Here is a 14,005-nt window from a genome sequence, read left to right as displayed (position 1 = left end):
ACGGTGGCCGATAGCTGGCTTGGGAAGCGGTTACCAGCCCCCGTGATCGATGCTCAAACTTCCCAAAAATGTAAGAAGCGCTTCTTACGAGCAGTTGCAGTGCTGCCCCGGCTCAGAGCCGGGAGTACCTGCAGAATTATTAACCCTTTAAAAAAATACGATCATGTTTGAAATATTTGTTGCCATATTATTGGCCTTAGGAAGTTCTGTGTCCGCACCGAAAACTTCCAGCGATAGCAAACCTACAGTACTAAATGTAGATACCGGCGGCGAAGGCGGTCATATACCACCTACACCACCCCCGCCACCTCCGGGAAACTAAGCTCCCGATTAAATAAGGCAAGCATCGTCTTGCCTTATTTTTTGTACATCAAACCAGATTAATGGCAAAGCTTTTTTGCTATTTTTAGAGCATATTGAAACAAGGTTTACTCATCTTAAGTGCGCTGGTTTTGGTCTTTTGTTCATGTCAAAAGCAAATACCGCCTGTTGCCGTCAAAGAAAACCCGGACTATAAAAAGGCCCAATCTTTCCTCTACCATCAAAATGACTCTGCATTTTATTATTTCAATAAGGTTGTTTCCGGTTCAAAAGACAGTTTGCAGATTGCCGTAGCCTACAACAACATGGCTGTTATCCAGTCGGAAGCAGGTGACTTTTTCGGATGCCAGGAAAGCTTACTTTCCTCTCTCGGGTTTCTGAATGAAACAAAAAAGGCGGACAGGACCTGCCTGGCCTCCGATTTTAATGAACTCGGGTTAACCAGCCTCAATTTAAAAGACTATGATGCCGCCATCCGGTTTCACAATAAGGCCAGCACCTTCTCCGACCACAAGGATTTCCAGCTTGTCATTCAGAATAACAAGGCCCTCGCGTATCAAAAGAAAGGAAGCTATCCTCAAGCCATCAACTTATATAAAACGACTCTTGGCCAAACTAAAAAGAATAGTTCCGACTACGCGAGAATCCTGTCGAATCTGGCCAGGACAAAATGGCTGCAAACTCCTTCCTATAATGCTGCGCCGGAGTTGCAAAAAGCGATGCAAATCCGTCAACTAAAAAAAGACACCTGGGGATTAAACGCCAGCTATGCCCACCTGACAGATTTCTACACCACGCGAAATCCCGATTCAGCACTCTTTTATGCCCGTCAGATGTTTCGGATAGCGACTACCCTCGATAGTCCCGACGACCAGCTGGAAGCTTTGCAAAAATTAATCAAGCTGGCTCCGGCTAAAGCTGCACAACAATATTTTATCCGCTATCAACGATTAAACGATAGCCTTCAAACTGCCCGCAACGCCGCCAAGAATCAATTTGCGTTAATCCGATACGATGCCGAGAAAAACAAATCAGATAATCTAAGGCTTCAGAAGGACAATACCGAGAAAAAATTTCAGATCGTGCGGCAGCGCCTCATGCTCTATGGAATACTGGCGTTTCTTATCAGCGCTGCAACCATCGCTGTTGTATGGTATAAAAAACGAAAACGGCGAATAGAACTCGAAGCTCAAAATGCCATACAAGAACATAAATTACGCACCTCTAAAAAGGTACACGATGTTGTTGCTAACGGACTGTACCGGATAATGACAGAATTGGAATATAAGGATCAGCTTTCAAAGGAACAGCTCATTGATGAAATCGATGCACTGTATGAGCAATCCCGGGACATCTCCTACGATAGATCCTCCGTACACAGCCAAAGTTTTCACGAAAAGATTACCGGTCTGATCAGTTCCTTTGATCAGCCCAACACCAAAGTAGTTATCATCGGAAATAACCAACAAACCTGGTCAGGCACAAGTCCTGCTATGCAAAATGAGGTATGGTGCATTTTACAGGAGCTTATGATCAACATGAAAAAGCACAGCAAAGCCAGCCATGTCACCCTTAGATTCAAGCGGGAAACGGAAACAATATTTATTCGCTATCATGACGATGGAGTTGGTATGACAGAAAACGTTTTATTAGGCAACGGTCTTACCAATACGGGAAACCGTATTAGCGTGATGAAGGGAGAGCTTAAATTTGAAGCCGGACCGTCGAACGGTTTATGGATTACAATGTCGTTTCCTCTTGAATAATGCGATACTATGTTTAAAAACGTCTTAATAGCCGAAGATCATGAAAGCGCAAACATTTCTGTTCGTAAAACACTCGAAGATTTCGGAATCGGGAAAACGGACTATGTATTTTTCTGCGATGACGCGTTAAAAAGGCTGAACAAAGCCTCAAAAGAGGGCGATCCGTATGAACTGCTTATTACTGATTTATCGTTTGAGGAAGACGGAACAGTTCAACATATTAAGACCGGTCAGAACCTGATCGCTGCGGCACGGAAACATCAACCAGGACTAAAAATATTGGTCTTTTCCGCAGAAAATAAGGCAGGCGTCATTGAGCCCCTTTTTACTGAACTGGGAATTAACGGCTATGTCCGGAAAGCACGTCGCGACGCACAGGAACTGAAAGATGCGTTAGAAAAGATTTTCAGCGGACGGCAGCATCTGCCCGTTCATTTGCGCCAGGCCATCAAGCAAAAAAATGTCTATCAATTCAGTGAATTCGATATCGAGATCATCTCATTACTTGCCAAGGGAGTCCTGCAAAAGGATATTCCCCTACACCTGGAACGAAAACAAATCCGGCCATCGGGCTTAAGCAGTGTTGAGAAACGGCTTTTCACGATCAGGGAAGCATTGAACTGTGCAAAAAATGAACAACTCGTGGCGGCCTGCAAGGATCTTGGCATCATTTGATTAGCCGAGGACTAACTTAATCAAATTGTACAAGGTGGTTTTCCCGAAACCGTTTGGCCCGGCAAATCCCGGAACCTAGTTTTGGTCGGCATTAAAACAACCTGACCTGTTTTTGAGAAATACGCTTTTTTTTAAACTCACCATCAGCTATTTTTACGAATGTACCATCGTTGAATGTCCGGTAGACCCCATTCCGTTTTACTGTTGTCCGGCCCAAATTCAATGCGTCCACTTCCTGCAATACGCGCTTTGAACCTTTCTCGACCCGTTTGAGTACTACGGTTATCGGCAAATCGTCCTCTTCGTTAATTGATTTCGCTGTCATCCTGCACATTAATTATAATAAATAATGCATTACGTTTAAAAAGTATTTACAGAACCAGTATTAATGGACGAACATCTGGTTATATTGGATGCATATGTCTTCACATCAGCATCTATTTCCAGCAAATCTTTTTCACGATTATTGACGAAATAAATGGAGTTTCAAACGATCTGGCATGATTAATTCCCCCCGATCCAATGTCTGCTTTCTCAATTAAGACAACGGAGGTAAATTTCTTCCTTATCTAAACATTGAACCGATACTTTAAACAAGGCGTCCGCAGGAGCTAATCGACAAAAACGTAACCTGGCCAGAACTACGACCGTTGCAACCCAGGAAAAAATTCAACTATTTCCTCGACCGGAACCGCCAAAAATTGTTAAATTAATTCAATTAAATTAAAGCAATGATCGACGGTAAAAAAATTGCATTTTGGATAATTGCTGTCAGTGCTTTCATTGCATTTTTATTATTGCTGCTATACCTTTTTAAAAGCTCCGAATTATCTTCACACCGGTACATTAATCCGGAAATATTTTCCAGTTATGGAACACTCGTCGGCGGCCTGTTAAGCGCATTATTTTCCCTGGCTGGCATTTTCCTGCTAATCAACACATTGGACGCGCAGCAGGCAAACTTCAACAAGCAGCTCTTTGAGAGCAAGTTTTTCGATCTCATCAAAATACACCGGGAGAATGCAAACGATTTAAAGATCGGAGAATTCAGTGGTAAAATGGCATTCATCGTTTTGCAGGAAGAATTCAAATGCTGTAAAAAGATAGTCGAAGCTTTCAATAAGGACCAAAAACTGGATCTCGGAGAAGATCAGAAGTTAAATATCGCGTATCTGTGCTTTTTCTTCGGTGCCGTCGGTGAAACTTCCAAAACGATTTTAAACAAAAGACTGAAGGAACAGCCCTTTGAAAAGGAAATGTTATTTCAATACTTTCAGGAATGTCAGTCCGAATGCGCTCAAAACATTAACTGCCTTTTCGGCGAAAAGTATAAGATATTCAATGGCAATCAGGTCCGACTGGGGCATTACTACCGGCACCTCTATCAAACCGTCACATTCGCCGATGAACAGTCAAATAAACTATTAACATACGACGACAAATACCATTATATCAAGATCCTGCGAGCCCAATTGTCCACGCAGGAACAGGCCTTTCTCTTTTACAACTCCCTATCCGATCTCGGACGACCTTGGGAGCAAGCCCCCGGCCTCCCCTTAGAAAAACAGCTTATCACTAAATACAACCTGATTAAAAACATTCCCGATGGATTCACCAGCGGAATCGAAGTCAGATATTACTACCCAAACGTACAATACGATGGCGATAAAAAAACAAACACGCGGGACGAACTTGAAAAAGGCTATCGGGAAACGAATTAGGAAGTTAGCATACGGATGGCTGCTTTCCTTATTGCAAAAGTTCTATCCACTTAGATTTCCTCGCTTCGTCACGTTCTGCCGGAAGCGGGAAAAACGATTCTGGACGCTGGGACTATTTGGCGTGGCCATGTATTTCACTTTCCAGATTTAACCGTATTAAATGTTTTGATTAGTGTATTTTGAAACTTCTCCGGTTCATCTTTGTGTATTTGATCTCCGGAATTTTCAAACAGAAACAAACCTTTTAGGTGCTTAATAAAACAACACGGTGACAACGAGATCAGCCTGCTATAATTTCTAATTTACGTGGCCTTGATGACTTACCCAGTTGTAATTTTATTGGTTAAATTTCAAGCTACCTACTTAGCTTTATCTTACTTATAATCATATATTTATGTTAGCTATCCCTGCAAAAAGATTATGAACTATTTCGATTTCTTGGCTTCCCACTCAAAGGTTGAAACTGTAATTGGACTATTGTCATTCATCGTCGCCGCATTTCTTGGATACCTGACCTACCAAAATTCCATAAAGTTGAAAGGTATCGCTAAGATTATTTCTTCGGCAGACACACAAAGCAAAGCAGATCTCGCGACAGCGCTATTAAACGTCTTGCCAGCATATAAACTTCCTGATCTGAATCAAAAGAACGGATTTGAGATCATTAAGCTGCAAATGGAGCAGAAATCAAAGGAGTTTTCGATCAGGATGAATATACTTCGTTTCGGAATGGTTCTTTTTTTCGTGATACTCATTGCTATTGTATTCACCACCTACACTAAATTTTCAGATCAAAAACAAGGGCGGGGACCGCACACAAGCGGGTCGCAATCGCCTGCGATTTCTGGGAATGATGCCCGCGTGTCATATGGTGACACAACATCAAAAGATACCTCAATTGAGAAGATACCTTAACCTCCCAAAAATGAAAAATATCTTGGGCATTATTATATGCATGATAATATATTATTCCTCATTTTCACAAACCAGCACAGGTGCTAAAAGCCCGGTGATCATCGGTGCCAAGGCTAAGGTTGAATATACAAGTCAGCGCATTATCGCGCAGAAACTGCCGCCAACTTTGGCCCCGTATCTTGCCGGCTTGTTATTCGCAAATAAAGTAGGGTCCGATACCGCTATAATTAACAAAGCTCTCTCTACCTGGTTTAGAAAATACAGGGAATTGAAAAGTAAGAGCGACAATTTGCCCGATCAGGTCTTAAAAGGCGAGGCTTTGGCTAGTCTTTCAGAAGGTGATTTTAATCGTGTTGAGAATTTATTAAAACTCAGAACAAATTATAAACCGTTGTTGGCGACCTTTCCAAATTCTTTTCAAACAAACGGAAATGAAAGCCCGATCATAGTCGGCGATTTCGCAACGGTTACTTATGTCGTAAAAGAGGTGATCACCTATCAGCTTCCGGAAAGCATGACTTCCAATTTGTTAAATGAATTACGCTCCAAGGACAAGATCATTGGCTCACAAAGCAATCAGCTGGGAGACCTTAAAAGCGCCGTCGAAAGTCGAGAGACGATTATAAAAAGCTATATAAACAGGTATAACCTAATAAAAGAGGAATTGAAGAAAAGTCCTTTGGAGGTCTACAAAAGGGCGTTTGGATTATTTGAAAACAATAATATCGAAGGGGCGCTTAGAGTTTTGGATAAATCAGCCGGTAACGATCAGGCGTATGGAAAAACAAGCATACTCAAGGCGAAAATTCTCCTGTTACAGCTCAACTCAGCCAAATTGGATGAAACATTAATTAAAATCGATAACGCTTACAGCATAGGCGTACAATTGTCGCCGGATGCCGACAACTTTTTTGAGTATGGGAAATTCCTTATCGATTATCTTGGCAACTATTTAGCAGCCGTTCCGGTTTTAGAGAAAGCAGATGCTCTTAATATGGATCTTCAAAAACGCGTTCGCATACTTAACTACCTCGGCATCGCTTATTCGGCAACGGATAAAGTGAAAGCCAACGAGACTCACGAAAAGGCACTTAGCTTCATGGACACCATGGAACCCTTGAAAAACGATGATCTGATAACTTTAAGGGCTGTCATTTTATACAACATATCTACTGAATATTCTGCCAGATTTTTTGACCGCGCGACCATCAAAACGGCGATCAGTTTTGCACAAAGGGCCATAGAGCAATTGAATCGGTTAACAGTGTCGACGGAAGATTCCAAACAAAGGAGGTCGGCCATACAAATCCTCACAGGCAGAGAATATGCAATGATCAATGATACCGCACAGGCTTTTGCTTACTATCGTCAGGCATTAAGCTTTTTGAAAGCTGCGGTGATAAATAAGCCTGCGCTTTATAGCATAAATCTGTCTGCCGCATATTATGCCATGGCAGAGATTTATTACAATGCTGGTCAGCCCGTCAAAGCCCTGAACCTTCTTAACCAGTCGGTTACCGCAATTGCTCCGCGGATATCCGTTAATAGCCGGATCTATCTGGCAGCTTATGAACAACTGTTAACCTCCATACTCAAAAACCTGGGTGCTATGAATCGGGTGCCGGAAATGATCAACTATCTATCTGACTTGAACAGACAGCTAAAACCCTTCATAGCAAGCGACCCGAATACTTATCTCTTACATCAGGCATGGGTCAATACTGATCTTGGTCACCTTTACCTGGCGTCAAGAATGATCGATTCGGCTAAAAAATACCTGCCGCCTGCTTATGACTACTATATTGAACATTTGAATACAGCGCAATTCGATAAAGATAAATTCACAACCTGCCTTGCGCAGATGAACGAACTAATGATCCAATCTGGCAATTCCTGTCAAGCAATAACTAACAACCGTAACTTACTTGTTAAATTTACAAATACGGCTTTCATCAACAGGTTCGCCTACGAGGATTTGCCGCCACAGATCGAACGCCAGCAAGCAAGGGCGTTTACTGTAATGGGGCAAAAGGATAGCGCCAGTAAGCATATGAAAAATGCATTGAAGGTCATGGAACCAAAAGCCAAACAATATGGCACAACTTATTTGACGATCTATTTCGATTACGTCGTCCAAGAATTTCTTATCGATATGACTTTTAAAGATCAGGTAAAGGCAGAGCAGGATGTACAAAAGTTTATCAAAAATTGCGACATCATAATAGATATTGATCCTTTCGTTAAACAAAAGATGATGGCAATCGTTGGACAATGCATTTCAAATTTCGGAGTGGCTCTTTTCACTTTTTCCCAGGATCCTGCAAATCAATTAAAACCCACGGATAATCTGAAGCTTTTCCCTTTGATGTCCTCCTATTTTACAAAAGCTGAAAGTTACTTTCAAATGGCATTACAAAATGATCCCAATGATGGCGTTAAATATGCAATGGCGTTATCCGATGCCGTTTATCTCGAAAACTTTTGGATAACTCAACTGAGTAACGCTGAAGAAAAGCATATGCATCAGCTCAAGAAATGCGATATCGCTGGCAAGACTAACGCCTTGATAGCACAACTCCCCGCCTATCCGATCCTTTATAATATCCGTAATAAGGTTCAAATGCTTACCGCAGACTGTAACTAAACGAATTTGAGATTTCCAAAAGCGACTCGCCAAAACAGTTTACATGTTATCAGTTAATCTGTGTTGTCATTGTGTCCGTATCAAAATATTTTTTTGTTTTGCCGTTACCGAAAACGATAAATCAGTAAAAATCCAATCGCCTCCAGCAAACACATTGATGTTCATGCATATTCAGTCTTTTCTGCCCGCCGCTAACGGTGTGAAGCTACAAGAAGTTGGCAATTCGAAGCATTGATTTTTCTGTCACCACTGAACTTTGTACGAAGGAAAGATTCTTTGCCACTGAACCGCCAATTTCTTGCAAGTGCTGTTATCTGCCATATTTTTGTGGATAATCTTTTTTTACTTCCAGCAATTGTACTCCTTCGTCACCATGCCCAATCCAAAATACTTTCTGAGATCTATTTTTTAATACATCTAAATCACCAAGCAAAATTGATAATTTGCTAGTTGCGCTAAGTGATGTTTCCGATGAAATGTCGCAATCAAGCGTATAGCCAAGAGGATCTAAAGAACTTCGATTGCTAACTTGTTTTGCAGGATGTGCAATGCGTTTCTGAACTTCTCTTGGGAAATATAGGACGACATTTATTGGTATTAGAAAAGATTCTCCGGGATTTAAATCTTCTAGCTCTAAACTGACCTGCGACATGTTTTCGTTTGAAATTTCCCATGTCCGTTTAATTTCTTTCTGATATTTAGTCTGTAATCATTTCCACGTCATCAAAAAATAAGTTACGTGATTAATCAGCATTTATTTAATCAAACTATCGATATGAAAACAACGACTGAAAAAGTAGCATTATTTCTTATTCTCCTGGCAGGTCTTTTCTCCGCCTGCCAAAAAACAGAACTTAAAAATGAATCACAAGTGTTATTATCCGCCGGTAAAAACCTTGCAACTATCAAAAGTGCAGAAACGGTAACAGTTGATTTCAGCGTTGCCAGCTCGCCAGTGCAATACAAAGCTAGCGGGTTATTGCATGCATTGTTGCCATCCGCCATGGCAATCTCTCCGCCAGATTTATATGTGTTACCGATCAAACCTAAATACGCCAGAGTTACCGCAAATGAGGCTGCGCTACTGGTGAACCGGCACAAAAAATTAAAATTGACAACAATCGTTGTTTTGTCAGATGGATGGGACTATAGCGGTGCACATGGCTGGCCAGGCGACCCAAACTACGATGCGTGGCAAAAGGTGGTTCATGATCAGGTGTACGCAGTTAAAAACGCCGGTTATAACTTAGATAGCGTTCACTTTGATATTTGGAATGAAGCCAATGGCAGGGGATTTTGGAATCCAACTATGAAAACTGATGACGAGGACTATAATTATTATAATAATCAAACCACAGTGACGACAAACAGAAACAGATTTTTCGACATGTTTGCATTTACTGTTAATTATCTTCATCGACTTAGCGACACAATTCAACATAAAATTTGGATAGAAGGCCCTAGTTTAACCGACGTCGCGTTCCGGCCTGATTTTGAAAGACCAAACGGCCCTTCTTTTCCTTTTATAAGAAAATGGATCAGTTACGTAAAAACAAACAACGTTGCGCCTGATTACTTAACATGGCACTTTCCCGGAACAAGTTCAGTTAATCCATCTGTCCAAATTGATACGATTCGTAATATTTGGGGGGCAAACGTTCCACCCGTAATTATTAATGAATTTGTTGATGACAAAAGATTATGCAATTGGCAATAATGCAAGTCCCGGTCGTGTCGGCTGGCTGGCCTGCCAGCAGGAAAGATCAAATATCGTGGGGAGTTGCCATGCTATATGGGGTAATCTGAATGAGCTTGACAATATGATTTTCAGGCAGAGCGGTACATGGCGTACTAAAGGTGAATGGTGGTGGTGGACCAAATATGGAAGCCTTACCGGCACGAGAGTTTCAACTACCGCAGGCACTAACATCGACTTAATTGCCGCCAAAGACCCTGATAGCAGTTTAGCCAAAATAGTGCTTGGAAACAAGGGTGGTCTTGCAAACCAGCAAGTTACCGTTCAGTTAAACAATCTTAACCTTTCAACTGCCATGGAAGGTAAACAAGTATTTGTTGTTATCGAACATATTCCTTATCAGGTAGCTGGAGGGTTCGAAGTCAAAAAGACTGATATCGACACGGTTCTAATCGGCAACATGACGGTTGACGCCAGTAACTCACTTTCATTAAATTTCACGTGGGGATCTAAAGATGACAGTTATGTAATCAGGCTGGGAAGTAAACAAACTTCGCAAACATTTGAGGCAGAGGATATCACAAGTTATACTTATACAACTGGGCGAACTGTACAAACCACCGTAGATGCTAATTGCAGCGGTGGAAAATTCAGGAGTTTCAGTGCTGACGCTGCTAACGATTTTATCCGGTTTGTTTTACCGAACAACATCAATCCGGGAAAATATCTAGTCACTCTCAGGGTGAAAAAGTATACATCCAGAGGTTATTCCTTATTAAACGCGATGAACGCAAGCAGTTCAACCGGCTCTGATATTGGTACAGCTCAGGATTTATACAGCAGTACGGCCAAGTATGAGGATATAAACCTTAAATACTGGATTGTAAACAGTTCCAGCCTAAAAACTTTCAAATTTACGGCGACTACCGTGAATGATTCCAGCATAGCGCCGCACCGTTATACTTTGGCGTATGATTATTTTAAGGTTACGCCTTTGAGCAACAACTAATCCAGGCGGCCGTTCTGAGCTCATGTTTATAATGAAAAAAGCATCTTCAACCGGTATGAGTTATTTTATATTTGAAAGCATGGGGAAAAAAAGTAATATTCCGAAAAGCTGTTGTAAACTTTCAGTTTTCGAACCCCATGTAACTTTCCTCGCGCTTTCGTAACATAATGGATTTAAATTCCTTTGTGAGGACGCCGAAGTTTCGTATGGCAGTACCGATAACCTTTACATCGATACTGCCGTATTCTTTTAAACTGATAACGACCGACTATCTGGAAATCTCGCGTCCGACCGAAAACTGGCAGGATACTGCGCAATGCAGATGGATATCATTTGCGTCTTAGGTTGATGAAGAATTATCTGACCTGCTAAGCCATTCTACTGGAGTGCAATATTCCGCTCAAGGATTATGTTACAGACGTCGCTAATGGCCTGTTAACAACTTCGGCCGGCTCAAACGTAAACCTGCTTCCGATATCAGTGGTTTTGAAATTGATGCTGCTATGGCCTGAGTACTTCCCGCCGGGTCTTTAAATATTCTCACGGTTCCGACATCGGCAACTTTATTGTCAGGATCGGGGCCTTTACTCAGGATAACATAGCAATCATACATGCTTTCTAAAGGTAAGGGGGAATTCGGCTGGAGCTGCGGACTTTTACCACTTATTATCCAAAGCGCCTCGTAACTGATATTATTGGAAATGCCCGCCGCTCTAAAAAACACAGTGAAATTTAGCTTGCTATCCACATGTACCGTAATACTATCAATTTTGGTTGATCTGTCCAGGTTATCGTCAGTCATGTAACTGACAGAATTGCCAGCCGGTGCCAAAGCTAAATCCAGCCGGTAATCGGCATAAGTGCTGTTTAAGTTCTTCGGTGTCCGGTTATCGGAAACACAGGTATGCTGCAAACGATAGACACCTTTTAGCATAAAATAGTTACGGTAACCCGGATTGTCTTCCGTTATCGTCAATCCGGCCCCGGCTAATTTATTTAAAAAAACCTGATCAGAAAGGACCTGCCGGATGCTTTTCGGATAATCGTTTGTAGGGACAGGATCCTCATTTTCTTTACATGCCGGAGAAATAAATAACAGCATGACCATAAACCCACAAATTCTCTCAAAAATGGCTATCGTTTTCATGACATCTGATTAATTCAGTATAACGGTCAGCCAGCGCGAAACCGGTACGTAAATTTCTTCCACGAAAAATCAAAAGCTTTTCGCCGTAGACCTGCCATAATGCAGGGTTAAAACCTCCAGAAGAATAGAAATGATACTTACAAAAAAAATGACCAGTAACGAGTAACTTGTTATCAATTTCAATACATTTTTTTGAATAGAGTCCGGTGTCCAGACTTTACTCTTCTCGGCCGGCGAGCCAAATCCCTCCCTGATCAGATCATCATCGGACTGAATTTGCGGATTATTCCTTTTAAACTTTTTCGCCTGCTCGGTATACTCAGACCCGTTAACATAATAGCTTTTATGCCCGTCGAAATCCTTATACTGAAAAGTACATTCAATAAAATATTTGGTATGCATATAAATCGTGACGATTAACCCGAAAAACAGGACGATAGAGATGATCTTCACATTGTTCCTCACCGCCCTTTTCCAGGTACCCTTTAATAAAAAAGAAATAAGCAAGCTGACCACCAATGCAATAAGGCTCGCCAGAGCCGTATAATACCCGGCCATTTCATCTATATCCAGTAACTTTGACAGGGCGCCCCCGAAAAGCCCGAACATGATACTGATCAGCGCCGCCCTGTATTTTAACAGCTTAATCATTGCTTCAGGTATATCGGAATGATCATCATTTTGTTATGATATTGCTGCTGCGGCCGCTCATATATATCCTGCACATCTATTAACGGATTTTGCAGCGGCACCTGTTTACCGAATATATCCCGCACCTGTATATAATATTTTGAAGGATACAGGTTCGCGAAAGCCCAGGTAGCCGGATTAGACAGAACATGATAAGAGCTCTCAAATTCCTGTAAAGCCGGACAAACGTACCGTATCGTATATTTTTTTTCCACCTCCGGGCCTTTGGTGATAATCGTTCCGTCCGGGTGTATTTTATAGACAGCGAATGCAAACCCTTTAGTCTCAGGATCATTGGCCGCGGGTTTTGATCTTGCCGAAGAATACCGGTAAACGGCACGGGATTTTTTTTCATCGTTATTTAACGCAACGTTGTTTACCGAATAATAAAATGCCGCCAATTCCTGCTGTATTGATTTTAAATACAGGCTTGACTGCTTGTTTTTCTTGATCAATTCAGGCGGATACAGGATCTCGGACAAGTTCCGGATGATATTCTGGATGAGTTCAGCATCCTTCCCGTTAACCTTAACAGACGCCGTATTACGCTTTACCAACTGATTTAAAACGCTTATCAAATCCGCTATTAATCCGGATTGCTCCTTATTGGCATTTTCTTTTTTAGCCATGTATTCGTCAACGTTTTTTTCAGCAGTATTTAAGTTACTGGTCACACCGGAGTTATTACCCCCCGCATTTGGTTTTCGGGACTTCCTGAATTTTTCTAAACTCGATTTGAAAAGCATCAATTGTTCATTGAGCGCCGGTCCGGGTAGTTGTTCCTGGGTAACCGGTTGCGGCATTTCGGGAAAGTCCGGACCCTTGAGTTTATAATTGGAAGGAATATTATCCTGTCTTGGTATTGAGGGGTTGAGAGCGAATATCAGATTGATCGCATCTTGTGTCGGCTGGATATTATTTTTATACAGATAAGTCGTTACACGTTCGCGAGGCGGAATCTTGACCGGCTTTTTTTTGAATATGAAATAGGCAGCAGTCCCGGCGACCACCGCGCCTGCCACGACAGGCAGGACAATGGAAGATTTATCATCCGACGACGGTCCCGAGCCCCCTGTCGGCGGCGGCGGCCAGGGAGTTTGCGCAGATGCGACAAAAGCCCTGATCGCCAAAACGATAATTAAAAGTTTTGATATACCAGATTGCGTTTTTTTCATTTTATCATTAAAAATGAGAACGGAACCTAGGTCTGTTCAATCATGACCTGTAAGTCCGGGCAGGACATTAAATCACGTTATTTCCCGCACAACCGGGCCTCCCGTAGGTTAATTGAAACAATCCTGTAAGTTTTACTCCGGCGGCGTCATGCCCACCAGCTTAGGTTTAACGTCAGCAGTCCTATGTGTTCAAGTTAACCAATTATTATTACCGTATATATGGTTATTTGTAGCTATTTAATCGAA

Annotated in this window: 13 protein-coding genes; 8 read left to right on the top strand and 5 right to left on the bottom strand. The window is 41.9% G+C overall.

The features are described 5' to 3' along the window. Positions 1 to 163: 163 nt before the first annotated feature. The 3 genes from GS399_RS05050 to GS399_RS05040 all read left to right on the top strand — a co-directional run bounded on the left by GS399_RS05050 (position 164) and on the right by GS399_RS05040 (position 2,762). Positions 164 to 322 carry a hypothetical protein gene (locus tag GS399_RS05050; RefSeq protein ID WP_160843510.1) on the top strand — a complete coding sequence of 53 codons (159 nt, stop codon included), beginning with the start codon at positions 164 to 166 and terminating at the stop codon, positions 320 to 322. A gap of 94 nt (positions 323 to 416) precedes the next feature. Beyond that, positions 417 to 2,087: a tetratricopeptide repeat-containing sensor histidine kinase gene (locus GS399_RS05045; RefSeq protein ID WP_202409379.1), complete on the top strand. Its 1,671-nt coding sequence runs from the start codon at positions 417 to 419 to the stop codon at positions 2,085 to 2,087. 9 nt (positions 2,088 to 2,096) lie between these two features. Further along, complete coding sequence (locus tag GS399_RS05040) at positions 2,097 to 2,762, top strand: response regulator (protein ID WP_160843509.1); 666 nt, start codon at positions 2,097 to 2,099, stop codon at positions 2,760 to 2,762. Positions 2,763 to 2,853: 91 nt separating this feature from the next. On the opposite strand, the gene GS399_RS05035 is transcribed toward GS399_RS05040, so the two are convergent. After that, a complete protein-coding gene (locus GS399_RS05035) occupies positions 2,854 to 3,087 on the bottom strand; it encodes a hypothetical protein (RefSeq protein ID WP_160843508.1) in 234 nt (77 codons plus the stop codon). Positions 3,088 to 3,493: 406 nt separating this feature from the next. Between GS399_RS05035 and GS399_RS05030 the strand changes: the two genes are divergently transcribed. From GS399_RS05030 to GS399_RS05020, 3 genes are all read left to right on the top strand, one after another. Further along, on the top strand, positions 3,494 to 4,483 hold the full coding sequence (locus GS399_RS05030) for a putative phage abortive infection protein (protein WP_160843507.1): 990 nt from the start codon (positions 3,494 to 3,496) through the stop codon (positions 4,481 to 4,483). A gap of 420 nt (positions 4,484 to 4,903) precedes the next feature. Further along, positions 4,904 to 5,398 (top strand): hypothetical protein, encoded by a 495-nt coding sequence (locus GS399_RS05025; RefSeq protein ID WP_160843506.1) that lies wholly within the window; start codon positions 4,904 to 4,906, stop codon positions 5,396 to 5,398. Between the two features lie 10 nt (positions 5,399 to 5,408). Next, entirely contained in the window at positions 5,409 to 8,042 is a 2,634-nt protein-coding gene (locus tag GS399_RS05020; protein WP_160843505.1) for a tetratricopeptide repeat protein, read from the top strand. A gap of 310 nt (positions 8,043 to 8,352) precedes the next feature. Here GS399_RS05020 and GS399_RS05015 read toward each other — a convergent pair whose 3' ends face one another. After that, positions 8,353 to 8,694: a hypothetical protein gene (locus tag GS399_RS05015; protein WP_160843504.1), complete on the bottom strand. Its 342-nt coding sequence runs from the start codon at positions 8,692 to 8,694 to the stop codon at positions 8,353 to 8,355. A gap of 123 nt (positions 8,695 to 8,817) precedes the next feature. On the opposite strand from GS399_RS05015, the gene GS399_RS05010 reads away from it, so the two are divergent. Continuing rightward, positions 8,818 to 9,759, top strand: coding sequence for a hypothetical protein (locus GS399_RS05010; protein WP_160843503.1), 942 nt, complete (start codon positions 8,818 to 8,820; stop codon positions 9,757 to 9,759). Next, positions 9,731 to 10,747 (top strand): hypothetical protein, encoded by a 1,017-nt coding sequence (locus GS399_RS05005; RefSeq protein WP_160843502.1) that lies wholly within the window; start codon positions 9,731 to 9,733, stop codon positions 10,745 to 10,747. The genes GS399_RS05010 and GS399_RS05005 overlap by 29 nt, the downstream gene beginning before the upstream one ends. Positions 10,748 to 11,171: 424 nt before the next feature. Here GS399_RS05005 and GS399_RS05000 read toward each other — a convergent pair whose 3' ends face one another. From GS399_RS05000 to GS399_RS04990, 3 genes are all read right to left on the bottom strand, one after another. Then, a complete protein-coding gene (locus GS399_RS05000; protein WP_160843501.1) occupies positions 11,172 to 11,894 on the bottom strand; it encodes a hypothetical protein in 723 nt (240 codons plus the stop codon). 69 nt (positions 11,895 to 11,963) lie between these two features. After that, positions 11,964 to 12,545, bottom strand: coding sequence for a hypothetical protein (locus GS399_RS04995; RefSeq protein ID WP_160843500.1), 582 nt, complete (start codon positions 12,543 to 12,545; stop codon positions 11,964 to 11,966). Then, positions 12,542 to 13,759 (bottom strand): hypothetical protein, encoded by a 1,218-nt coding sequence (locus GS399_RS04990; protein ID WP_160843499.1) that lies wholly within the window; start codon positions 13,757 to 13,759, stop codon positions 12,542 to 12,544. Before GS399_RS04990 ends, GS399_RS04995 begins: the two co-directional genes overlap by 4 nt. Between the last annotated feature and the right edge of the window lie 246 nt (positions 13,760 to 14,005).

The sequence above is a fragment of the Hufsiella arboris genome (assembly GCF_009834875.1).
Classification (GTDB): Bacteria; Bacteroidota; Bacteroidia; order Sphingobacteriales; family Sphingobacteriaceae; genus Hufsiella_A; species Hufsiella_A arboris.
The sequence above is the reverse complement of the archived record's forward strand: the minus strand, read 5'-3'. Positions and strand labels throughout refer to the sequence as shown.